Here is a 21042-nt window from a genome sequence, read left to right on the forward strand (position 1 = left end):
CGATTTCAGGAACCGCCGGAGCGTGTCTTCAGGATCGCCGAAAACCGCGGGTCGAAGGCGCGGCTGATCGGTTCGGCCGCGGCACCGAGCGCGATCGACCAGGGATCGGTGATGCCAAGTTGCAGGCGTGGCAACAGCCGGCCGGGCCGGTCGGCGATCGACGGCAGCAGTGGATGCATCGCCTCCAGCAGGCGGCGGGCCAGCGCTTCCGGCGCACCGCTGGTCAGGATGACGGTCTGCGGGTCGAAGATCGTTTCGATGAGATGCACGCTCCAGCGCAGATCATGCGCGGCACCCTCGATCCAGGCCATGATCTTGGGATCGTCGGCTGTGGCCAGTGCGTTCATCCGCTCATAGAGACCTTCGTCGGCGAGGTTCATGTCGAGGTGCTGGTAAAGCGAGGCGAGCGAGGCGCGGTGCTCGAGCGGCGTCGAGCCCGGACCAGCCGGCGACAACAGCGCCATGCCGATCTCGCCGGCATTGCCGTTGCCGCCGCTGTACAGTTCGCCGTTCAGGATAAGGCCGGCGCCGATGCCGTAGCCGACATAAAGGCAAACCGCATGGTCAACACCATGCGCGGCGCCGACGATACGCTCTGCCGTCGCACAGGCGGCGGCGTCGTTCTGCAGCCCGACATTCAAGCCGGTGCCTGCGGCAAGGGTTTCCAGCAGCGGAAATTTCTGCCAGGCCGGCATCATCCATTTGTCGTCGGAATTCTTCACCCCGAACGGCCCGGGCATGGCGACGCCGAGGCCGACGAGCCGGCTTTCGGACTGGCTGGAAATACCGGCCAGCTGGCGCCTGACGCCGTCGATCAGGCCGAGAATGATTTTGACGCCTTGTGAGGGCTCATCGACCGGCAAATTTGCTTCGGCACGCGCCAGCACGCTGCCGACCAGATCGACGGCAACCGCCCGCGTCACATGCCGGTCGATCTGCAGCCCGATGGCGAAGGCGCCCTCCGGAACCAGCCTGTAGGGGGTCGAGGGTTGCCCCCTGCCCTTGCGCACCGTGTCCAGCGCAATGACCAGGCCGTCGCGTTCGAGATCCTCGATGATGTTCGACACCGCCTGTTTGGTCAGCTGCGTCGCCCGCGCCAGGTCGGCGCGCGAAAGCGCACCGTTGAGCCGCAGCGCCTCGATCATGACACGGCGGTTGTGCGCGCTGGTGCCTTCCTGGTTGGTGCCGCTTTTGGCGCGGATCGGGCTGATGTCGTTCACCGGCGTTTCCCTCTTGACTCCAATAAACTATTGATCGACTAATTAAGTCAAGCGAATTGACTTAATGGTGAAACCGGGCGCTCCAGAAAAAGATGGCCAAGGCTGAATGCCTATCGCCACCGATCGCTCGGACAAACAAAAGGTCACGCGACATCAGTTCGAGAAGGCGGTGCAACGCCGGCACCACCAACTCGCCAACGCTGAAAATGGGAGATGAAAATGTTGAAATCGATCGGTAAGACACTTTTGGGCGCAGTCTTCGCTGAAGGATTGCTGGTTCCTCACGCTTTCGCCGAGACATCGCTGAATGCGCTGTTCATGGCGCAGGCCGCCTACAGCGAAGCCGATGTCCGCGCCATGACGGACGCCTTCACCAAGGCCAATCCGGACATCAAGGTCAATCTCGAATTCGTCCCCTATGAAGGCCTCCACGACAAGACCGTGCTGGCGCAAGGGTCGGGCGGCGGCTACGACGTCGTGCTCTTCGACGTCATCTGGCCGGCCGAGTATGCCACCAACAAGGTGCTGGTCGACGAGTCGTCCAAGATTACCGAAGACATGAAGAAAGGCGTGCTGCCCGGCGCCTGGACCACCGTCCAGTATGACGGCAAATATTATGGCATGCCCTGGATCCTCGACACCAAATACCTGTTCTATAACAAGGAAATCCTCGAGAAGGCCGGCATCAAGACCCCGCCCAAGACCTGGGACGAGTTGAGCGAGCAGGCCAAGATCATCAAGGACAAGGGACTTCTCGCCACGCCCATCGCCTGGAGCTGGTCGCAGGCCGAAGCCGTGATCTGCGACTACGCCATGCTGGTCAGCGCCTATGGCGGCGATTTCCTCAAGGACGGCAAGCCGGACTTCCAGAACGGCGGCGGGCTCGACGCGCTGAAATACATGGTCGCCAGCTACAAGTCCGGCGTCACCAATCCGAACTCCAAGGAGTTCCTCGAAGAGGATGTGCGCAAGGTGTTCGAGAACGGCGACGCCGCCTTCGCGCTCAACTGGACCTACATGTACAACATGGCCAACGACCCGAAGGACAGCAAGGTCGCGGGCAAGGTCGGCGTCGTGCCGGCGCCGGGCATTGCCGGCAAGAGCGAGGTTTCGGCCGTCAACGGTTCGATGGGCCTCGGCGTCACCGCGGTCTCCAAGCACCCGGACGAAGCCTGGAAGTACATCGAGTTCATGACCTCGCAGGCGACGCAGAACCAGTATGCCAAGCTCTCGCTGCCGATCTGGGCCTCGTCCTATGAGGACCCGGCGGTTACCAAGGGCCAGGAAGAACTGATCGCCACGGCCAAGGTCGGACTTGCCGCCATGTATCCGCGCCCGACCACGCCGAAATACCAGGAGATGTCGACCGCTTTGCAGCAGGCGATCCAGGAATCGCTGCTCGGTTCGGCCTCGCCGGAAGACGCGCTGAAGACGGCTGCCGAAAACAGCGGTCTTTGAGCCCAGCTGTTCGTTGAGCGCGGGCGGCGAAAGGCCGCCCGTGCTATCTGTCAAATCGCGATGAATGAAGAGAGGCTGCTCCGATGTCGGGCACCTGGATGACGACCCGTGCGTGGCTGCTGATGCTGCCGCTGCTCGTGGTCATGGTCGCCGTCATCGGCTGGCCGCTTGTCGACACTGTCGGCCTGTCCTTCACCGACGCCAAACTGGTCGGCACAGAGGGCTCGTTCGTCGGCATCGACAACTACACCAAGATGCTGTCGAGCTCGAATTTCTCGCGCACGCTGGTCACCACGACCTGGTTTGCCGTCGCCTCCGTCGCCATCGAAATGGTAATCGGGGTGCTGGCGGCACTGCTGCTGAACCAGGAGTTTCGCGGCCGCGCCTTTTTGCGGGCGCTGATGATCCTGCCCTGGGCGCTGCCGACCGTGGTCAACGCCACGCTGTGGCGGCTGATCTACAATCCGGAATACGGTGCACTGAACGCGGCGTTGACTCAGCTGCATCTCATCGATGCCTACCGCTCCTGGCTCGGCGAGCCCGGCACGGCGCTGGCGGCGCTGATCGTCGCCGACTGCTGGAAGAACTTTCCGCTGGTGGCGCTGATCGCGCTGGCCGCCCTGCAAGCGGTGCCGCGCGACATCACCGCCGCCTCGCTGGTCGACGGCGCCGGACCTTTTGCCCGCTTCCGCTTCGTCATCCTGCCCTATCTCGCCGGACCGCTGATGGTGGCGCTGGTGCTGCGCACTATCGAGGCCTTCAAGGTCTTCGACATCATCTGGGTGATGACCCGCGGCGGCCCCGCCAACAGCACGCGCACGCTGTCGATCCTCGTCTACCAGGAGGCCTTTTCCTTCCAGCGCGCCGGCTCCGGTGCCTCGCTGGCGCTGATTGTCACCTTGCTCGTCACCGTGCTGGCCGTTGCCTACGCAGCTCTGGTGAGGAAGACCGCCGGGAGCGCCACCTGATGGAACGCAGGAGCCCCGCTTTCACCGTCTTCATCTACGCATGCGCGCTGCTGCTTGCCGTGGTGATTCTCGCCCCCATTGCCTGGCTGTTCATCATGAGCATCTCGCCGGCCGCCGACCTTGCCGCCAAGCCGCTGCGCTGGTGGCCGCAAAGCGCCGACTTCTCGCGCTACCAGCAATTGCTGTCGACGGGCGAGAACAGCGCCGGCGCCGCCTTCACCGCATCGCTGCGCAACAGCCTGGAGATCGCCGGCATAGCGACCATTGCTGCCCTCCTGCTGGCCATTCCCGCCGGCTGGGCCGTCTCGCGCACGCCGTCGATCGGCTGGTCGCTGTCGATGGTCATCGCCACCTACATGCTGCCGCCGGTGGCACTTGCCGTGCCGCTCTATATGGGTCTCTCGCATCTCGGCCTGCTCAACAATGTCTTCGGCCTGGCGCTGGTCTACCTGACCATCCTGGCGCCGTTCACCACCTGGCTGATGAAGGCGGGCTTCGACTCGATCCCGCGCGAAATCGAGGCGGCGGCGATGATCGATGGCGCCGGACTGTTCCAGACGCTGCGCATCATCACCCTGCCGCTGGCAGCACCTGTGATGGCGACGTCAGCGCTGTTTGCCGTGCTGCTGGCCTGGGACGAGTTCTTTTACGCCTTGCTCTTCACCTCGGACCAGCGCGCCAAGACGCTGACCGTCGCCATCGCCGATCTCGCCGGCGGCCGTGTCTCCGACTACGGCCTGATCGCGACAGCCGGCGTTCTAGCCGCCTTGCCGCCAGTGCTGATCGGCCTGGTCATGCAACGCGCGCTGATTTCCGGCCTGACCAGCGGCGGCGTCAAAGGATGACCATGACTGTACAAAAAGACCGCCCGTTCGGGCTCGCTGCGATCGACCGTGAAATGGCGCGCCAGCACAGCGATGCGATCGCGTCGTTCCAAGACAACGCGGTGATGGCGACAAAGATCGCTGCCTCGATACGACGGAGCGGCCGGCTGCTTCTGCTCGGCATGGGCGGCTCGCACGCGGTCGGGCGCGCCGTCGAGCCGCTCTATCGCGCGCATGGCATCGACGCCATCGCCTTGCCGCTGTCCGAGCAGCTTGGCCAGCCGCTGCCGCTCGCAGGCAGGACCGTGCTCGTCACCTCTCAGTCGGGCGAAAGCGCCGAAGTCGTGCGCTGGTTCGCCGAAGCCGGCGCTGTTTCCGACACGTTCGGCCTGACGCTGGAGAGCGCCTCGTTCCTCGCCCGAACGGTGCCCTGCCTGGTTGGCGCAGGCGGCAGCGAGCTGGCCTTCGCCGCGACCCGCAGCCTGACTGTGACCTTTGCCTTGCATGTGGCCATTCTGGCCGCGCTCGGCGATGACCCCGTCGCAGCACTCGCCGCGCTCGACGCTCCAGAAACAGTCGACATCCATGACGCACTTGCCGCGCTGGGCACGGTGACCACCGTCGTCACCTCCGGTCGCCGGCTGCAAGGTCTCGCCGAAGCTTTGGCGCTCGGCCTCACCGAACTGTCGCGATTGCCGTGCTTTTCCCTCGAAGGCGGCCAGCTCCGCCATGGTCCGATGGAAATGCTCGGCCCGCTGACCGGCGTCATCCTGTTTCGCGGCAACGACCCAACGTCGGAGCTGGTCACCGCCATGGCCGTCTCCGTCGTGGAAGCCGGCGCACCACTCGTCATCTTCGATTCCTCAGGGCAAACGCCGGTCACCGGCGCCGTCACGCTGTCGTTCAAACCAGCTTCCGGCCTGGCGGCGATCTTTGCCATGCTGCCGGTGGCGCAGCGGCTGATGATCGCCTTTGCCGATGCCCGCGTCGACAATGCCGGCACGCCGGTTCGTTCTACCAAGATCACCCGGAGCGAATGATGCGGCCGCTGGCAGTGATCGGCAACGTCAATGTCGACCTGATTGTCGGCCCGGTCGCGCCATGGCCGGCGGCGGGAACGGAAACCGTCGTCGACCATGACGAGTTGCGCGTCGGCGGACAGGCGGGAAACAGCGGCCTCGCCTGGGAAGCGCTGGGTGTCGACTTCGAAATTGCCGCCAATGTCGGCGACGACCAGTTCGGCCGCTGGCTGCGCGAGGCCTTCGGCAGCCGGGCGCAGAAATGGCCGGTGCGCCCGGAAGGCACGACGCTGTCCGTCGGCATGACCCACCCCGACGGCGAGCGCACCTTCTTCACCACGCGCGGACACTTGCCGCGTTTCAGCCTCACCGATGTCTTCGCCGTTCTCGACGGCAAGCGGCTCTCCGGCGGCTACGCGCTGTTGTGCGGCTCCTTCCTCACCGATGATCTCACCGGCGCCTACGACGCGTTTTTCGACTGGGCCGACGCGCACGACATTGCGGTGGCGCTCGACACCGGCTGGCCGATGGCTGGCTGGACGGCGGCAAACTGCGCGGCGGCGCGCGGGTGGCTGTCACGCTGCGATCTCGCACTTTTCAACGAGGTCGAGACGCTAACCCTGGCAGGGCTGGAAAGCCCGGTCGACGCCGCACGCGAGATCCGGTTCAGCATGAAGAAAGGCGCCACCGTCGTCGTCAAGCGCGGCCCGGACGGCGCGCTCGCCATCGGCCCCGACGGCTCTCTGGTCGAGGCGGCGGCGCCGAATGTGAAAGTCGTCGACACGATCGGCGCCGGCGACGTCTTCAACGCTGCCTTTCTCGCCGCATTGGCGCAGGACCAGCCCCTTAGCTCCTGCCTGTCGGCCGCCACGCATGTGGCGTCTCGTGCGATTTCCACTCTGCCCCGCAACTATGGCGGGTCCATGCAATTCGAGGACGTCGTCCATGAGCGCGCTTGAGATCCACAACATCCGCAAGAACTATGGCGCCGTCGAAACGCTGAAAGGCATCGACATTGCGTTGGAAAGCGGCGAGTTCCTGGTGCTGCTCGGCTCGTCGGGCTGCGGAAAGTCGACGCTGCTCAACATCATCGCCGGACTGGCCGAGGCGACCAGCGGCGATGTGCTGATCGGCGGCCGCTCGGTGCTTGGCGTCCATCCCAAGAACCGCGACATCGCCATGGTCTTCCAGTCCTACGCGCTCTATCCGAACCTGACCGTTCATCGCAACATCGGCTTCGGTCTGGAGATGCGCAAGGTGCCAACCGCCGAGCGCGACAAGACGGTGCGGGAAGCCGCAAAACTGCTGCAGATCGAAGCCCTGCTCGACCGCAAGCCGAGCCAGCTTTCCGGCGGCCAGCGCCAGCGCGTCGCCATCGGCCGGGCGCTGGTGCGCAAGCCGCAGGTTTTTCTGTTCGACGAGCCGCTGTCCAATCTCGATGCGAAACTGCGGCTGGAAATGCGCACCGAGCTCAAGCGCCTGCACCAGCTGCTGCAGACCACCGTCGTCTATGTTACCCACGACCAGATCGAGGCAATGACGCTGGCGACGCGGATTGCCGTCATGCGCGACGGCAGGATCGAACAGCTCGGCACGCCAGAGGACATCTACAACCACCCGGCGACGCTCTATGTCGCCGGTTTCGTCGGCGCGCCGTCGATGAACATGCTGCAGGCCACGGTCGAGAATGGAACGCTGGCCATTGCCGGTTCAACTGTGCGATTGCCCTTGCCCGCCCGTTTCAGAACCGCGGCAAAGGATGGCGCACAGGTCATTGTCGGGATCAGGCCCGAGGCGCTTCGCCTCGCCACCGGCGCGGCAACGGAACTGCCATTGCCGGTCGAAATCGACGTCGTCGAGCTGACCGGCCCGGAACTGGTCACCACCGCCCGGATCGGCACGCAAAGGCTGACGGCTTGCCTGCCGCCACGCGCCCGCGTCGACAAGGGCGAAACATGCGCATTCGCCTTCGATGAAGAGACCTTGCGCCTCTTCGACCCCACGACCGGCAAGGCTTTCGCCGCGGCGCAGTAGAAACAGAAACGGGCAACGCCTGACGGCATTGCCCGTATCCTATTTCCAACGAAATTCCTCAGTCGATGTCGAAGGACACGCCCTGCGCCAGCGGCAGCGCCTTGGAATAGTTCACCGTGTTGGTGGCGCGCCGCATATAGGCCTTCCAGGCGTCAGAGCCAGATTCGCGGCCGCCGCCCGTCTCCTTCTCGCCGCCGAACGCGCCACCGATCTCGGCGCCTGACGTGCCGATATTGACGTTGGCGATGCCGCAGTCCGAACCGTCGACGCCGAGGAATCGCTCGGATTCCTGCAGGTCGCGGGTGAAGATCGACGACGAGAGCCCGGCGCCGACCGCATTGTGCTCGTCGAGCACGGCGTCGAAGTCCGAATACTTCATCACATAGAGGATCGGCGCGAAGGTTTCTTCGGTGACAGGAGCCACCTGCTTCGGCATCTCAACCAGCGCCGGATGCACATAATAGGCATCGGGATGGCCGTTCTCGACCCGTGAGCCGCCGGTCAGCTTGCCGCCGTGCGCGGTGGCTTCCTTCAGCGCCTTCTGCATGGCATCGAAGGCTGCCTTGTCGATCAGCGGACCGACCAGCGACGAGGTTTCCAGCGGATTGCCGACCGAGACGCTCTCATAGGCCTTCTTCAGCCGCGGCAGCAAAGCATCATAGACGCTGTCATGCACGAACAGGCGCCGCAGCGTCGTGCAGCGCTGTCCCGCCGTGCCCATGGCGCCGAAGGCGATGGCGCGCAGCGCCATATCGAGATCGGCCGTCGGGCAGACGATGCCGGCATTGTTGCCGCCGAGTTCCAGCACGGCGCGGGCAAAGCGCTTGGCCAGCCGCGGGCCGACATCCCGGCCCATGCGGGTCGAACCGGTGGCCGAAACCAGCGCCACCTTCGGATGATCGACCAGGATCTCGCCAACGGCGCGATCGCCGATCAGCACCGGCGCCAGCCCTTCCGGCGCGTCTGTGCCGAAGCGCTTGACCGCGCGCGCAAAAATCGCCTCGCAGGCCAGCGCCGTCAGCGGCGTCTTTTCCGACGGCTTCCACACCACGGCGTCGCCGCAGACCAGTGCCAGAGCGGTGTTCCACGACCACACCGCAACCGGGAAGTTGAAGGCCGAGATGACGCCGACGACGCCCAGCGGATGCCAGGTTTCCATCATCCGATGGCCGGGACGCTCGGTGGCGATGGTCAGGCCGTACAATTGCCGGGAAAGGCCGACGGCGAAATCGCAGATGTCGATCATTTCTTGCACTTCGCCGAGGCCCTCGGATGGGATCTTGCCGACCTCGATCGACACCAGCCGGCCAAGCTCGGCCTTGTGCGCGCGCAGTTCCTCGCCGAGCAGCCGCACAAGTTCGCCGCGCCTCGGACCCGGCACCATCCGCCAGCTCTGGAACGCCTTATGGGCAGCTTCGATGGTCTTTGTCGCATCGGCTGGTGAGATCGTCTTCAGCGCCGCGATCTGCTCGCCCGTCACCGGGCTGCGCACGATGAGATCGCCGCCGACAAGCGCGCCCTTGGCGACGCCCAGTTTCGCCAGAAGCTCAGTCGTTTCCTTCGCTATCGTCATTTTTGTCCCTTTCAGAGTCCGCCGCTTATTGGCTGGCGGCTCAAGCCATGCGTCATGCCTTCTCGGTGCCATCGGGCACAGGAGGCGCTGTCATGGCGTGCCATTACCTGTTTCAGGGAAAAATCGCCACCCCGGCATGGTCCAAGCCGAGCCCAGACCATTGAACCAGCCGGATCAGAGCGCGGCCTTGGCGGCGCCCGACGCCGTACCGTCCTTCATCAGGCGGTCGATATGCATGCGGATATGGGCGGCTTCCGCAGCCGTGTTGGCCAGCGCGATGGCGCGATCGAAGGCGACACGCGCCTCCTCGCTACGGCCAAGCTGCATCAAGAGGCCGCCCTTGAGGCCAAAGAAGTGGAAATAGCCGGAAAGCCTGGATTCCAGCGGCTCGATCATGGCAAGCGCCGCTTCCGGGCCGCGCACCTTGGCGACGGCGACAGCGCGATTGAGGGTGATCACCGGCGACGGCTGCATCTGTTCGAGCAGGCTGTAGAGCAGGTCGATTTCAACCCAGTCGGTATCCTCGGCCCGTTCCGCCCGCGCATGCAGCGCGGCCACCGCCGCCTGCACCTGGTAGGGACCGGGCTTCTGGTGGCGCAATGCCTTGTCGACCAGCGCCAGACCCTCATCGATCATCTTTCGGGTCCACAGGCTGCGATCCTGATCCTCGAGCAGCACGATCTCGCCGTTTTCATCGAAACGGGCCGGCGCTCGCGCATGCTGGAGCAGCAACAGCGCCGTCAGCCCCATGATCTCCGGCTCGGTCTGGAACAGCCTGAGCAGCAGGCGGGCCAGCCGGATCGCCTCTTCGCAGAGCGGCGCGCGCGCCGGCGCCTCGCCGCTGTTGGTCGAATAGCCTTCGTTGAAGATCAGATAGACCATGGCGGCAACAGCGGCGAGCCGCTCCGAGCGCTCGACCGCGCCCGGTGTCTCGAACGGCACGCCGGCGTCGGCAATGCGCGCCTTGGCTCGGGTGATGCGCTGCTCCATGGCGCTTTCGCCAACGAGAAAGGCGCGAGCTATCTGCTTGACGGTCAGACCGGAGACGATGCGCAATGCGACCGCAATCTGTTGCGTCGCCGGCAGGTCGAGATGGCAACAGATGAACAACAGCCGCAAGATGTCGTCGCGGTAATGCGCCCCGTCCAGCCGCTCGGCGATATCGCTCTCGGCATCCTCGAGGTCGGAAATCTGGTCCTCCTCCGGCAGCGGCGCCTGTTTGGCGCGCTTGCGTACCGCATCGATGCCGCTGTTGCGGCCGACAAAGATCAGCCAAGCTGCCGGATCGCGCGGCGGGCCATTTTTCGGCCAATTGTTCAGCGCTCTCAGGCAAGCGTCCTGGAAAGCTTCTTCCGCCGCATCGAGATCGCGGAAGTAGCGCAGCAGCGCGCCCATCGCCTGCGGACGGGCAGTGCTGATCGCCGTGCTGATCCAGGCGAGTTCGGTCATGCGGGAACCCTGGCGGGATTGAAAATGGAAACCGGCCGGATCTCGTAGGAGCCGCCGCTGGGGTTGACCTCGGAAAGCTCGCGCGCGAACTCGACGGCCTCGTCGAGATCGGCGCATTCGAGCGTGTAGAAGCCGAGGAACTGTTCCTTGGTCTCGGCAAACGGGCCGTCGATGACGACGGACTCGCCCTTGACCCTTCTCAGCGTTGTCGCCGCCGTGGTCGGCAGCAGCCGCGCCACCGGGCCAAGCCGGCCGGCTTTGGCATATTTTTCCTGGACGTCGAGAAGATTGGCCATGACCTCATCGTCCTGCGCCTTGCTCCAGGAGCAGACGACATCTTCGGAGGCGTAGCAGAGGATAGCATAGAGCATGGGACGTCCTTTTCTCTGTCAAAGGACGAAACAGTAGGACCGATCCCGACATGGCGTCGATAAAAAAATGCGGCTGACCTAGCGTCAAACCAGCCCCGCCTTGAGCCATCTCAAAAAAGAGCCTCCTGACTGAAACAAGTTCCAGGCTAGGCTTTCGTATCCACCGACACGTCGGCCATCCAGAGGCCGCCATCATCGACGTGAAGCGGGCTATAGTCGCGCCCGGGCGGAATCTGTTCGAACACGGCCCCTGCCTCGTCGGCTAGGTAGTCATAGCCCACATCCTGCAGGAGGCCCTTCGGATCGAGGTGGTCGTAGAGATTGCGGCGGGCGATCCGCCGTTTCGGCTCGATCATTTTCAGATGATAGAGGTTGAGCCCGCTTTTGCGGGCCTTGAAACCGAGATCAGGAGGATACCAGAGCCCATGCAGATCCTCTGGCCGGTAGTTCGCCGGATCGTAAGCTCTGAACAGACGGTGCTGGACCTTCTCGCCCCACAGGCCATCAACCCGGTACTCGGTCGGCGAATACAATTCGCAGAACCGGAACCCCCAGGCCATGCGCCTGTAATCACCCGTCAATTGTCCAATCCGCTCCGCAGCACCGTGTTCCATCCGCTCATCGGGATCAATAGCCAGGATCCAGTCGGCGGCGGCGTTTTTCGCTGCTTCGAGCAATATCCGCCGCCGCTGCGGCTCGCTGCTGAACACGCCGATCGCCCCACGATCGTCATAGGCAATCCAGCCATCGACGACCGGATCGATGTTGGCGATCAGGTCGGCAACCAGATGCGCGTCATAGCGATAGCTGAAAACTGCGATCGTTCTCTGCCGCGTCCAGAACAGGCGGCTCCGTCGCCAGCGTCGAGGTTTGATTTGGCTGGTTATCATTTTCTTGGCGCCGCTTTCACGCGATTTCGCGCGCCGGCATAGACGCCCACGGACATCACGAGCAGGGCAAACCAGACAATTGGCATCGACCGCATCGCAAAGGTCAGATCCGATCCGGAGAGGCCGATCTTTGCCAATTCGCGAACATTGCGCCGGTCGCGAAAGGTGTCGCGGAAAAAACGAAACGGGGTGTTGCGGCTGGGCGCCGCAAGGTAATCGCCGCGGCGATAGCCGCGCCTGTACTGATCGGCGAGCAAGCCGAACAGCCGGGTTTCGTTGCGATGAACCGTTTGCACCCCCGGCTCCCAAACCGGCTGCAGTTCCTGCGGCAGCCGCCCCAAAAATTCTGTGTCTTCGGCAACGGGCATCGTTTCATCGAACAAGCCATATTCATCGAACAGCCGGCGATCGAACGATACGCCGTAACGCAGCGCACGATCCGCCGGCAGACCGGGAAGCCGCCGCATGAACATGACCAGATGTGCCGCACAGGCAATCAGATTGCGCGGATGGCTGTTCACCATGGCGCTCGCCACGGCGCGGTCGCCGGCCAGATGCCGCTGCATCCGTGCCGCGGCCCAGCCGGGACTGGCGAGACAATCGTCTGCAAGAAAGGCAACGAAAGGCGCTCGCGTCGCCGCGATGCCAACATTTCGGGCTGCACCGACAAACAGCCTTCGACTGACCTCGATCACCGGCGCCTTGACCCCGGCGCCAGACAGCAGCGTCGACACTTGCCCTCCCCCTGAGTTAACCACGACGATTTCAAGCGGCATCTTCTGATCAAGCAAAGACACTACCGCCTCGACGATTCGACCCGGCGCGCGGTAGCCAATGACAATGACGGCAAGCTTCGGCGGGCCCGTATCAGGCACGTTGCAACTGGGCTTGCGGAGGGAAAAAGCGGCGGCGCACCGCAAGCTTGAATTGGTAGCGCATGCAGCGCCAGCAATCCGAGGCACCTTTCGGCGCCGCCCTGGCTAAGGTCAGGAACCGCGCCGCGGTCTCCAGGTCGCCACGCGCGTAGTGGACGCGGGCGATCTTGAGCGCGACCAGGCCTTCCCTGACCTTCAGAGTCGACTTCGGAATGCCGCAGTCGGTGAGTTTGCGCAGTGCGAGGTGCCAGTCGAGGAAACGTTGCGCCGGCTTGATCGTGAAACGGTCGTCGGAGCGCTCCGCCGACACGACGTAAATCATCACAGGTCGTGAAATGACGGCAAGCGAGGCCCTGCTCATCAGCCGTGCCCAGAACAATGTGTCTTCGTCATAGGCGAGCCCGGTCGGGAACCTGGTGTCTCCGATCACGCTGCGCGACACCAGCACGCTGCCCACGGCAATCGAGCGGATATGACCTTTCAGATAGGCCGAAGCATTGGCGATGTTGGTGGACGTATAGCCGCTCGGAACCTTGACCTGCCTGTCCTTGCCAGCGGTTCGTCGGCGATAGGCTCCGACCACCATTTCGGCCGATGGCTGGGCATTCGCCCGCAAAAGCAGGGACCGCAATCCGCCCTCCAGATGCAGGTCGTCGGCATCGATCATGTATATCCAGGGAGATCGCGCCTGCGCCAGCGCCAGATTGCGGGCGCCGCCGGCGTCACCGCAGCTGCCCTTGAGCACACGCAACGGCAATGACATTTGCAAAGCTGCGTCCCGCGCGACAACTGCGGTGCCGTCCGACGACGAATCGTCGACCAGCAGCACCTCGCCGATAAGGTCGGTCTCGGAACGAAGTGAGGCCAGCGTGCCTGCGATGGTTGCCGCCGCATTATGGGCCGGAATGACGACGCTGACTGCTTTCAAAGATAGCTCCACGCCGGCGCATTTCACATGTGCAGGCGGTTCCCCTTAAATACGCTCAGGATAGCCGCCGCATCCGTGTTTGAGAAGCAGTCTTTGCCCGCCTGGGCGTGGCCCCGCACCCTCGCTGCCGTCAGGCCTTCTCGAGCACCACCGGAATGACATCCACCGCCTGGTCGCCGACCTGCCCGCCGGTGGTTTTCAAGACGCCGACGATCGGCGCCACATCCGAGTAGTCGCGGCCATAGCCGACGGTGATGTGGTCGTTGCTTGCCCGCATGCCATTGGTGGGGTCGAACTCCTGCCAGCCGGCATCACGTCCGCACCACACCTTGACCCAGGCATGCATGGCGTCGGCGCCTTCGAGCCGTGGCTTGCCCTTTGGCGGGATGGTGCGCAGGAAGCCACTGACATAGCCGGCGGGAATGCCGAGGCCACGCAGGCCGGCGATCATGATGTGCGAAAAATCCTGGCAGACACCGCGCTTCAGCGTGAAAGCGTCGCTGGCCTTGGTCCGAACGGTGGTTGCCTTGCCGTCATAGGTGAAATCGCGGCGAATGCGGTTGCACAGATCCATGGCCGCGGCGGTGATCGAACCGCCAAGGCTCTTCCGGGCATAGGTGGTGATCGCCGCATCGATGCCGACATGATCGCTGGCGGCGAGAAAGTGGTGCGGTGCATCCGGGGCGAGCGACCGCACGGCGCCGAGTTCTTCTCGCAACCGCTGCAGATCGGGCGACACATCGAGCCCAGGCTCGGGACGCGACACCGACACGCGCGCACTCATCCTGATGTCGAGCCCGTCATGGACATCGCGAAAGGCGATCGCGGTGACATTGTTGCCGAAGAAATCGGCAAAATCCGTGCGTTCCGACGGGGTCGGCACAAACGAAAGCGAGGCGGCGACCACGCGCTGTACGCCAGCAATGGTCGGCGGCAATACACGCACCTGATGTCGACCGCCGCCGGCCGCCGCATCATAGTCGTAGCTGAGATGAAGCCTGATATCGTACAGCATGCTAACCAAAATACGCTTTGGCGAGGCTGCTGTAGAGGTTGCCGATCTCAGTGGCGAGATCGTCGAGCACCTCCGCCGACATCTCTGATGGCTCCATGACGGCAATTGCCGTGTTGAGCTGCAGGATTTCCTTTGCCGCTGGCGACATATACCCCTCACCGAAGGCGGAGGGCAACAGCCCGATTTCGGCCTTCAGCCTTTCGAGCTGGAACAGAATGGAGCGCGGGTTGAGCGGATCGAGCACCAGAAGGTCGATCACCGTGCGCCGGCCCGCCTGTACCGGATACTGCCGGCGGTGGGTCATGACGCTGTCGCCGATCTCCAGCATCATGTCGAGCGCGCCGTCCGGCGCCTTGGGATTGGTCAGCCGAGCCAGCGTACGGGCGATCTGGATGCCGCGTTCCAGCCGCCGGCCGATCTCCAGGAAACGCCAGCCGGTGAAACGGTACATATTCTCATGCAGCAGGCCGGAAAAGCCGGCGAGCTTGCGCAGCAGGACCGTCATCGCCCGGGTCGCGTCGTCGCCAGGCGCCACCGTCGTCGCGAACTGATGGACGGTCTTCGACAGATCCTTCAGCGCCAGCCAGCCATCGGGCGAAAACCGGTCGCGGATCTGCCCGGCGCTGTAGACGGCGCTGTCCAGCGTGCCGATCAGGCCGGAAGGGATTGCCGAGTCGACGTCGATGCCGAAGGGCTCGAGATAGTCCCTGATATCGGCCAGCAGCGGCATGTCGGGGTCTGAGGTCTCGGCCAGACGCACGTGATAGGCGCGCAGGATGCGCACCGTGTCTTCCGAGCGCTCGATGTAGCGGCCGAGCCAGGTCAGGTTTTCCGCCGCGCGGCTGGGCAGGCTGCCCGGCATGCTGCGGGTAAAACTGTCATGCTCCTGCGGCAGCAGCGTCTCGCGCTCCACCGGTTTGTCGCTGACCACCCAGACATCCGCCGCCTGGCCCCCGCGCTGCATGGCGATGGCCGTCGGATCGAGCGAAAAACCGACGCGGGCAAAGCCGCCGGGCATCACCGTCCAGCCTTCCGGCGTTCGCGCCAGGTAGACGCGCAGGCTTGCCGGGCGCGGTTCCAACCAGCCGCCGACATAAACCGGCGTGGTGGAAAGCGTCACCGCTTCCTGGCCGACGAAATCGCCGCCGGCGCGTTCGATGCGCGCCACCAGTTCCGCGCGCTCTTCTGCCGACAGCGCCGAACCGAGCTTGGTCTGGTCGTCATCCTCGAAGGCTAGCCGCGTCGACAGCGCTGGCCCGATCACCATGCGGTCGAGATTGGCGAGCACATGCGCGCGCTCCGTCTCCTGCCCGCACCACCAGGTGGCGACGCTTGGCAGCAAAAGCTCCTCGCCTCGCAATGCACGCGAAATCTTCGGCAGGAAGGCGAGCAGCGCCCGCGTTTCCATCAGGCCGGAGCCCAGCGCATTGACCGTCGACACCGCACCCCGGCGGATCGCCTCGACCAGGCCCGGCGTGCCGATCTGCGAGTCCGAGCGCAATTCAAGCGGGTCGGCAAAGGCGGCGTCGAGCCGGCGCCACAGCACGCTCACCGGCTTCAGGCCGGAAACGGTGCGCACCATCAATCGGCCGCCGGAGACCGTCAAATCCTCGCCTTCAAGCAGCATGATGCCGAGATAGCGGGCGATATAGGCATGTTCGTAATAGGTTTCGTTGAGCGGCCCCGGCGTCAGGATGGCGACGCGGCCGTCGGTTTCCTTGGCCATGCCGATCAGTGCGTCGCGGAAGCGGCGGAAGAAGCCGGCAAGGCGATGCACATGCATCTCGCCATAGATGTCGGACAGCGCGCGCGTGGTGGCGACGCGGTTCTCCAGCGCAAAGCCGGCGCCCGAGGGCGCCTGCGTGCGGTCGCCCAGCACCCACCACTGGCCGTCCGGGCCACGGCCGAGTTCGAAGGCACAGAAATGCAGGAAATGGCCGCCTGCCGGCCGGGTGCCGACGACCGGCCGCAAATATTCCGGGCTGGCCGCGATCAGTCCCGCCGGCAGGATACCTTTCTCGATCAGCCGGTTCGGCCCGTAAATGTCGGCGATGGTTTCTTCGAACAGCTCGGCCCGCTGGACGAGGCCGGCGCTGATGTCGGCCCATTCCTTGTCCTCGATCAGCAGCGGAATATGCGCCAGCGGCCACTCGCGCTCGTTGGCGCCGGCCTTGTCGTAGACGCGGTAATAGACACCGGCGTCGCGCAGATACTGGTCGGCGCGGGCGAAGCGCTGTGCGAGCTTTTCCGGTCCGAGTTCCTCCAGCGCCTCGATGAAGTTCTTCCAGGCCGGGCGGGGATTGCCAGAGGCGTCGACCATCTCGTCGACGACGCCGTCAATCGGCTGGTAGTGTTCCAGCAGACTGTGGGTTTGCGGCTTGCCGCGGACCCTCTTGTGATTCCCCTTTGCCATCGCTGATCAGAGTCTGGCCGGGCGGCGCAGGTCAAGGGTCATCGGAAAGTCTTCAGCGGCTTCTTCATTGCGCAGCACGTAACCGGACGGTGTGTGGCCGCGCGGCTCGAAGCGCGCGAGCCTTCTTGCTTCCGCTTCGTTGCCATTGACCGGGAAGGTGTCGTAGCTGCGCCCGCCGGGATGCGCGACATGATAGACGCAGCCGCCAACCGCCCTGCCCGACCAGCGGTCATAGATATCGAAGACCAAGGGCGTGTTGACCGGCAGCGCCGGATGCAGGCCGGACGATGGCTGCCAGGCCTTGAAGCGGACGCCCGCCACCGCGACCTCGCGGTTGTCGGTCACCTTCATCGGCACGATGCGGCCGTTGCAGACGATGGCGTGACGCTCCGGGTTCAACCCTTCGGTCTTGACCTGCAGCCGCTCGACAGAGGAATCGACGAAGCGCACGGTACCGCCGATCGCGCCTTGCTCGCCCATCACATGCCATGGCTCCAGCGCCTGCCGCAGTTCCAGCTTGATGCCGGCATACTGGACCTCGCCGCAGAACGGGAAACGGAATTCAAGCTGCGCGTCGAACCATTCGGGGCGGAATTCAAAGCCGTTCAGCTTGAGGTCGTCGAGCACGTCGAGGAAATCGGCCCAGACATGATGCGGCAGCATGAAACGGTCGTGCAACGACGTGCCCCAGCGAACGAAGCGGCCATCGAGCGGGTTCTTCCAAGCGCGGGCAATAATGGCCCTAACAAGCAATTGCTGCGCCAGGCTCATGCGCGCATTGGGTGGCATCTCGAAGCCGCGAAACTCGACCAGGCCGAGACGGCCGGTCGGACCGTCCGGCGAAAACAGTTTGTCGATGCAGATTTCCGAACGATGCGTGTTGCCGGTGACGTCGGTCAACAGGTTGCGGAACAGCCGGTCGACCAGCCATGGCAAGGGTGCCTGGCCTTGGTCGGGATGCGGCACCTGCGCCATCGCGATCTCAAGCTCGTAGAGCGAGTCATGACGCGCTTCGTCGAAGCGCGGCGCCTGGCTGGTCGGGCCGATGAACAGGCCGGAGAACAGATAGGACAGCGACGGATGCCGCTGCCATTGCAGCACCAGGCTTTTCAACAGGTCTGGTCGGCGCAAGAACGGACTGTCATTCGGCGTCGCACCGCCGACGACGACATGGTTGCCGCCACCGGTGCCGGTATGGCGGCCGTCGATCATGAATTTGTCGGCGCCGAGCCGCGTCTGCCGCGCCTCCTCGTAGATCGCCGTGGTCGTCGCCACACAATCCTGCCAGTTGGAAGCGGGATGGATGTTGACCTCGATGACGCCGGGATCGGGCGCGACGCGGATGACGTTGAGGCGCGGGTCGTGCGGCGGGCCGTAGCCTTCGATATGCACCGGCAGGCCGATCGCCTTAGCCGCGTTCTCCGCTGCCGCGACCAGTTCGAGATAGTCCTCCAGCGCCTCGACCGGCGGCATGAACACGCAAAGCCGTCCCTCACGCGGCTCCACCGAAAGTGCGGTGCGCACCGCGCCGCCGATCTCGGTGATCTCCTGCTCGACCCGGTCCTGCTGGCCGGTCGCAGCCGTGAACGACACCGCTTGCTGACGACGCGCCATTTCGTCGGCGCCTTCCAGTTCGGCCGGAGCAGCGGTGGGCAAAATCGCTTCGCGTGCGGGCAGCGGTCCGCGCGGCAGCGACGGATCGACAGGCACGATGTAGGGAAACTGCGCCGGCGGCACATAAGGCAGCGTGCCCAGCGGCAAGCGATAACCGACCGGTGAATCGCCGGGCACCAGGAACAGCCGGCCGCGCCGCGTCTTCCATTTTTCCGAGCGCCAGCGCGGTCCCGACGCCTGGCTGTTCCAGCGTTGCACCGGAAGCACATAGCCCGATGGCTTGGTCAGCCCACGTTCGAACACTTTCGCCATGCGGCTGCGTTCTTCCGGGTCCTCGAGCTTGGAATTGGAGGGATCTACATTGTCGGGCAGCTTGCCTTCCTTGAGCAGCCACTCCGCCGGATCCTCATAGGCTTCGCTGACCATGGTCTTTTCGATGCCGAGTTCACCGGCGATCGCCGTCAACAGGCTTTCGGCCTGCTTCGGCCCGATATCCGCAGAACTCTTTTCGCGCGCGATCAGCGACGGATCGCTCCACACCGGCTGCCCGTCGGTGCGCCAGTAGAGCGAGAACGTCCAGCGCGGCAGGCTTTCGCCCGGATACCACTTGCCCTGGCCGTAGTGGAGAAAGCCGCCGGGCGCGAAGCGTTCGCGCAGTTTCCGGATCAGCGCGTCGGCCTTCTCCCGCTTGGTCGGGCCGACGGCGGCGGTATTCCACTCCGCCGACTCGAAGTCGTCGATCGACACGAAGGTCGGCTCGCCGCCCATGGTCAGCCTGACATCACCGGCCGCAAGTGCTGCATCGACCTTGTTGCCGAGCGCATCGAGCGCCTGCCAGCTTTCGTCCGAGAACGGCTTGGTGATGCGCGGATGCTCGGCGATGCGGTCGACCCGCATGTCGAAGCCGAACTCGACATTGGCAAAGCTCGCCATGCCGGAAATCGGCGCGGCGTTGCGGAAATGCGGCGTCGCCGCCAGCGGCACATGGCTTTCGCCCGTGAGCAGGCCGGAGGTCGGATCGAAACCAATCCAGCCGGCGCCCGGCAGATAGACCTCGCACCAGGCGTGCAGATCGGTGAAGTCGACGGCGGTCCCGGCTGGGCCATCGAGCGCCACCAGATCGGGCTTCAACTGGATCAGATAGCCGGAGACGAAACGCGCGGCGATGCCGAGATTGCGCAGGATCTGCACCAGCAGCCAGCTCGAATCCCGGCACGAGCCTTTTTTCGCGGCCAGCGTTTCCTCCGGCGAGAACACGCCGGTCTCCATGCGCACGATATAGGCGATCTCGCGCTGCAGCCGCGCATTGAGGTCGACAACGAAATTGACGGTGTTGGTCGCGCCGCGGTCGATGGTCTTCAGGAACGCCGACAGCAGTGGCCCGGCCGGCTCAGGCGTGCGGTAGATGGTGAGATCGTCGCGTATCTCTTCCGGGTACTCGAACGGAAATATCTCGGCCGACGGCTCGACGAAAAAATCGAACGGATTGTAGACCGTCATGTCGGCAACGAGGTCGACTTCGATCTTCAGTTCCGTCACCGGCTCCGGAAAGACGAAACGGGCGAGGAAATTGCCGTAAGGGTCCTGCTGCAGATTGACGAAGTGGTTTGCCGGCTCGACCTTCAGCGAATGGCTCAAAACCTTGGTGCGGGAATGCGGCGCCGGCTGCAACCTGATGACCTGAGGGCCAAGAACGACCGGGCGGTCATATTTGTAGTGGGTCAGGTGGTAGATGGCTGCCAGAATTGCCATGGGGCCTCGAAAGTCGGCGTTTCAACGATTTCGCCGAACCCTGACACAAATGACGCCCATTCTCCAAGCAGAGATGTTCCGGTGCACCTAATTTAGGCTCGGGGAGCCGTTGATCCTGCAGCACGTGACGGCGCTTCGAGCCCTTGGCGAACCCACCGACATCGTCGGCGGGTTCGCATTGCTCCGGCGGAATTCATCCGGTCGGCATGCGCTCGAATGCCTGCAATGAGGGGTCGATCGTGTCCCAACCATGCCCGCGAATGCCGTATGTGAGCACTTTCGGCTGGAACTGGCCCGGGTCGTCAAGGCTGGTCGCGTGGACCGCTATCAGCTCCGGCATGGCGACGAATGTGAGGTAGACCGGCGTTCCGCAGGTCGGGCAGAAGGCGTGGATTTTTTCGTTGCCGCTGTCGCCTTTTATCCGCCAGGTTTTCGCCTCGCCGTTGATTGCCATGTCGGCGCGCCGGCCGAAGGTCAGGTAGGAGCCATGCCCCGTGCCGCTGCGTTTCTGGCAATCGAGGCATTGGCAGTGGTTCTCGAAGATGGGTTCGCTGCTGGTTTCATAACGGATCGCGCCACACGCACATCCGCCGCTAAATCGCTTGGTCATTGTCATTCTCCGCTGGCGGATGTGTTGAT

The 21042-nt window shown here is 64.2% G+C and carries 17 protein-coding genes; 6 read left to right on the plus strand and 11 right to left on the minus strand.

Annotated features, from left to right (window positions below):
• Positions 1 to 5: 5 nt before the first annotated feature.
• Complete coding sequence (locus tag AC1DXU_RS05470) at positions 6 to 1220, minus strand: ROK family protein (protein WP_477365299.1); 1215 nt, start codon at positions 1218 to 1220, stop codon at positions 6 to 8.
• A 219-nt stretch (positions 1221 to 1439) separates the two neighbouring features.
• Here AC1DXU_RS05470 and AC1DXU_RS05475 point away from each other — a divergent pair, with 219 nt between their 5' ends.
• The 6 genes from AC1DXU_RS05475 to AC1DXU_RS05500 all read left to right on the plus strand — a co-directional run bounded on the left by AC1DXU_RS05475 (position 1440) and on the right by AC1DXU_RS05500 (position 7523).
• Positions 1440 to 2678 (plus strand): extracellular solute-binding protein, encoded by a 1239-nt coding sequence (locus tag AC1DXU_RS05475; protein ID WP_477365302.1) that lies wholly within the window; start codon positions 1440 to 1442, stop codon positions 2676 to 2678.
• 83 nt (positions 2679 to 2761) lie between these two features.
• Positions 2762 to 3646 (plus strand): carbohydrate ABC transporter permease, encoded by an 885-nt coding sequence (locus tag AC1DXU_RS05480; RefSeq protein WP_477365305.1) that lies wholly within the window; start codon positions 2762 to 2764, stop codon positions 3644 to 3646.
• Positions 3646 to 4491, plus strand: a complete 846-nt coding sequence (locus AC1DXU_RS05485) for a carbohydrate ABC transporter permease (protein WP_477365308.1) — start codon at positions 3646 to 3648, stop codon at positions 4489 to 4491. Before AC1DXU_RS05480 ends, AC1DXU_RS05485 begins: the two co-directional genes overlap by 1 nt.
• Positions 4488 to 5510 carry an SIS domain-containing protein gene (locus AC1DXU_RS05490; protein ID WP_477365311.1) on the plus strand — a complete coding sequence of 341 codons (1023 nt, stop codon included), beginning with the start codon at positions 4488 to 4490 and terminating at the stop codon, positions 5508 to 5510. The genes AC1DXU_RS05485 and AC1DXU_RS05490 overlap by 4 nt, the downstream gene beginning before the upstream one ends.
• Positions 5510 to 6448 carry a PfkB family carbohydrate kinase gene (locus AC1DXU_RS05495; RefSeq protein ID WP_477365314.1) on the plus strand — a complete coding sequence of 313 codons (939 nt, stop codon included), beginning with the start codon at positions 5510 to 5512 and terminating at the stop codon, positions 6446 to 6448. Before AC1DXU_RS05490 ends, AC1DXU_RS05495 begins: the two co-directional genes overlap by 1 nt.
• Complete coding sequence (locus AC1DXU_RS05500) at positions 6435 to 7523, plus strand: ABC transporter ATP-binding protein (RefSeq protein WP_477365317.1); 1089 nt, start codon at positions 6435 to 6437, stop codon at positions 7521 to 7523. The genes AC1DXU_RS05495 and AC1DXU_RS05500 overlap by 14 nt, the downstream gene beginning before the upstream one ends.
• Before the next feature lie 58 nt (positions 7524 to 7581).
• On the opposite strand, the gene amaB is transcribed toward AC1DXU_RS05500, so the two are convergent.
• From amaB to AC1DXU_RS05550, 10 genes are all read right to left on the minus strand, one after another.
• Positions 7582 to 9096, minus strand: coding sequence for an L-piperidine-6-carboxylate dehydrogenase (gene amaB, locus AC1DXU_RS05505; RefSeq protein ID WP_477365320.1), 1515 nt, complete (start codon positions 9094 to 9096; stop codon positions 7582 to 7584).
• A gap of 174 nt (positions 9097 to 9270) precedes the next feature.
• On the minus strand, positions 9271 to 10545 hold the full coding sequence (locus AC1DXU_RS05510) for an RNA polymerase sigma factor (RefSeq protein WP_477365323.1): 1275 nt from the start codon (positions 10543 to 10545) through the stop codon (positions 9271 to 9273).
• Positions 10542 to 10916, minus strand: a complete 375-nt coding sequence (locus AC1DXU_RS05515) for a YciI family protein (protein ID WP_477313188.1) — start codon at positions 10914 to 10916, stop codon at positions 10542 to 10544. The genes AC1DXU_RS05510 and AC1DXU_RS05515 overlap by 4 nt, the downstream gene beginning before the upstream one ends.
• A 146-nt stretch (positions 10917 to 11062) precedes the next feature.
• Positions 11063 to 11806 (minus strand): hypothetical protein, encoded by a 744-nt coding sequence (locus AC1DXU_RS05520; RefSeq protein ID WP_477313190.1) that lies wholly within the window; start codon positions 11804 to 11806, stop codon positions 11063 to 11065.
• Positions 11803 to 12681, minus strand: a complete 879-nt coding sequence (locus AC1DXU_RS05525) for a glycosyltransferase family 2 protein (protein WP_477313192.1) — start codon at positions 12679 to 12681, stop codon at positions 11803 to 11805. The genes AC1DXU_RS05520 and AC1DXU_RS05525 overlap by 4 nt, the downstream gene beginning before the upstream one ends.
• On the minus strand, positions 12674 to 13609 hold the full coding sequence (locus AC1DXU_RS05530) for a glycosyltransferase family 2 protein (protein ID WP_477365326.1): 936 nt from the start codon (positions 13607 to 13609) through the stop codon (positions 12674 to 12676). The genes AC1DXU_RS05525 and AC1DXU_RS05530 overlap by 8 nt, the downstream gene beginning before the upstream one ends.
• A 130-nt stretch (positions 13610 to 13739) precedes the next feature.
• Complete coding sequence (locus AC1DXU_RS05535; protein WP_477365329.1) at positions 13740 to 14624, minus strand: transglutaminase family protein; 885 nt, start codon at positions 14622 to 14624, stop codon at positions 13740 to 13742.
• A 1-nt stretch (position 14625) separates the two neighbouring features.
• Positions 14626 to 17037, minus strand: a complete 2412-nt coding sequence (locus AC1DXU_RS05540) for a circularly permuted type 2 ATP-grasp protein (RefSeq protein ID WP_477365332.1) — start codon at positions 17035 to 17037, stop codon at positions 14626 to 14628.
• Positions 17038 to 17043: 6 nt separating this feature from the next.
• A complete protein-coding gene (locus AC1DXU_RS05545; protein WP_477365335.1) occupies positions 17044 to 20403 on the minus strand; it encodes a transglutaminase family protein in 3360 nt (1119 codons plus the stop codon).
• 193 nt (positions 20404 to 20596) lie between these two features.
• Complete coding sequence (locus AC1DXU_RS05550; protein WP_477365338.1) at positions 20597 to 21013, minus strand: GFA family protein; 417 nt, start codon at positions 21011 to 21013, stop codon at positions 20597 to 20599.
• Positions 21014 to 21042: the final 29 nt, after the last annotated feature.

Source organism: Mesorhizobium sp. P3_A10 (genome assembly GCF_056403175.1).

Coding starts and splice junctions, on each gene's coding strand:
- AC1DXU_RS05475 (WP_477365302.1), top strand. CDS start 1,440: ATGTTGAAATCGATCGGTAAGACACTTTTGGGCGCAGTCTTCGCTGAA.
- AC1DXU_RS05480 (WP_477365305.1), top strand. CDS start 2,762: ATGTCGGGCACCTGGATGACGACCCGTGCGTGGCTGCTGATGCTGCCG.
- AC1DXU_RS05485 (WP_477365308.1), top strand. CDS start 3,646: ATGGAACGCAGGAGCCCCGCTTTCACCGTCTTCATCTACGCATGCGCG.
- AC1DXU_RS05490 (WP_477365311.1), top strand. CDS start 4,488: ATGACCATGACTGTACAAAAAGACCGCCCGTTCGGGCTCGCTGCGATC.
- AC1DXU_RS05495 (WP_477365314.1), top strand. CDS start 5,510: ATGCGGCCGCTGGCAGTGATCGGCAACGTCAATGTCGACCTGATTGTC.
- AC1DXU_RS05500 (WP_477365317.1), top strand. CDS start 6,435: ATGAGCGCGCTTGAGATCCACAACATCCGCAAGAACTATGGCGCCGTC.
- amaB (WP_477365320.1), bottom strand. CDS start 9,096: ATGACGATAGCGAAGGAAACGACTGAGCTTCTGGCGAAACTGGGCGTC.
- AC1DXU_RS05510 (WP_477365323.1), bottom strand. CDS start 10,545: ATGACCGAACTCGCCTGGATCAGCACGGCGATCAGCACTGCCCGTCCG.
- AC1DXU_RS05515 (WP_477313188.1), bottom strand. CDS start 10,916: ATGCTCTATGCTATCCTCTGCTACGCCTCCGAAGATGTCGTCTGCTCC.
- AC1DXU_RS05520 (WP_477313190.1), bottom strand. CDS start 11,806: ATGATAACCAGCCAAATCAAACCTCGACGCTGGCGACGGAGCCGCCTG.
- AC1DXU_RS05535 (WP_477365329.1), bottom strand. CDS start 14,624: ATGCTGTACGATATCAGGCTTCATCTCAGCTACGACTATGATGCGGCG.
- AC1DXU_RS05540 (WP_477365332.1), bottom strand. CDS start 17,037: ATGGCAAAGGGGAATCACAAGAGGGTCCGCGGCAAGCCGCAAACCCAC.
- AC1DXU_RS05545 (WP_477365335.1), bottom strand. CDS start 20,403: ATGGCAATTCTGGCAGCCATCTACCACCTGACCCACTACAAATATGAC.
- AC1DXU_RS05550 (WP_477365338.1), bottom strand. CDS start 21,013: ATGACCAAGCGATTTAGCGGCGGATGTGCGTGTGGCGCGATCCGTTAT.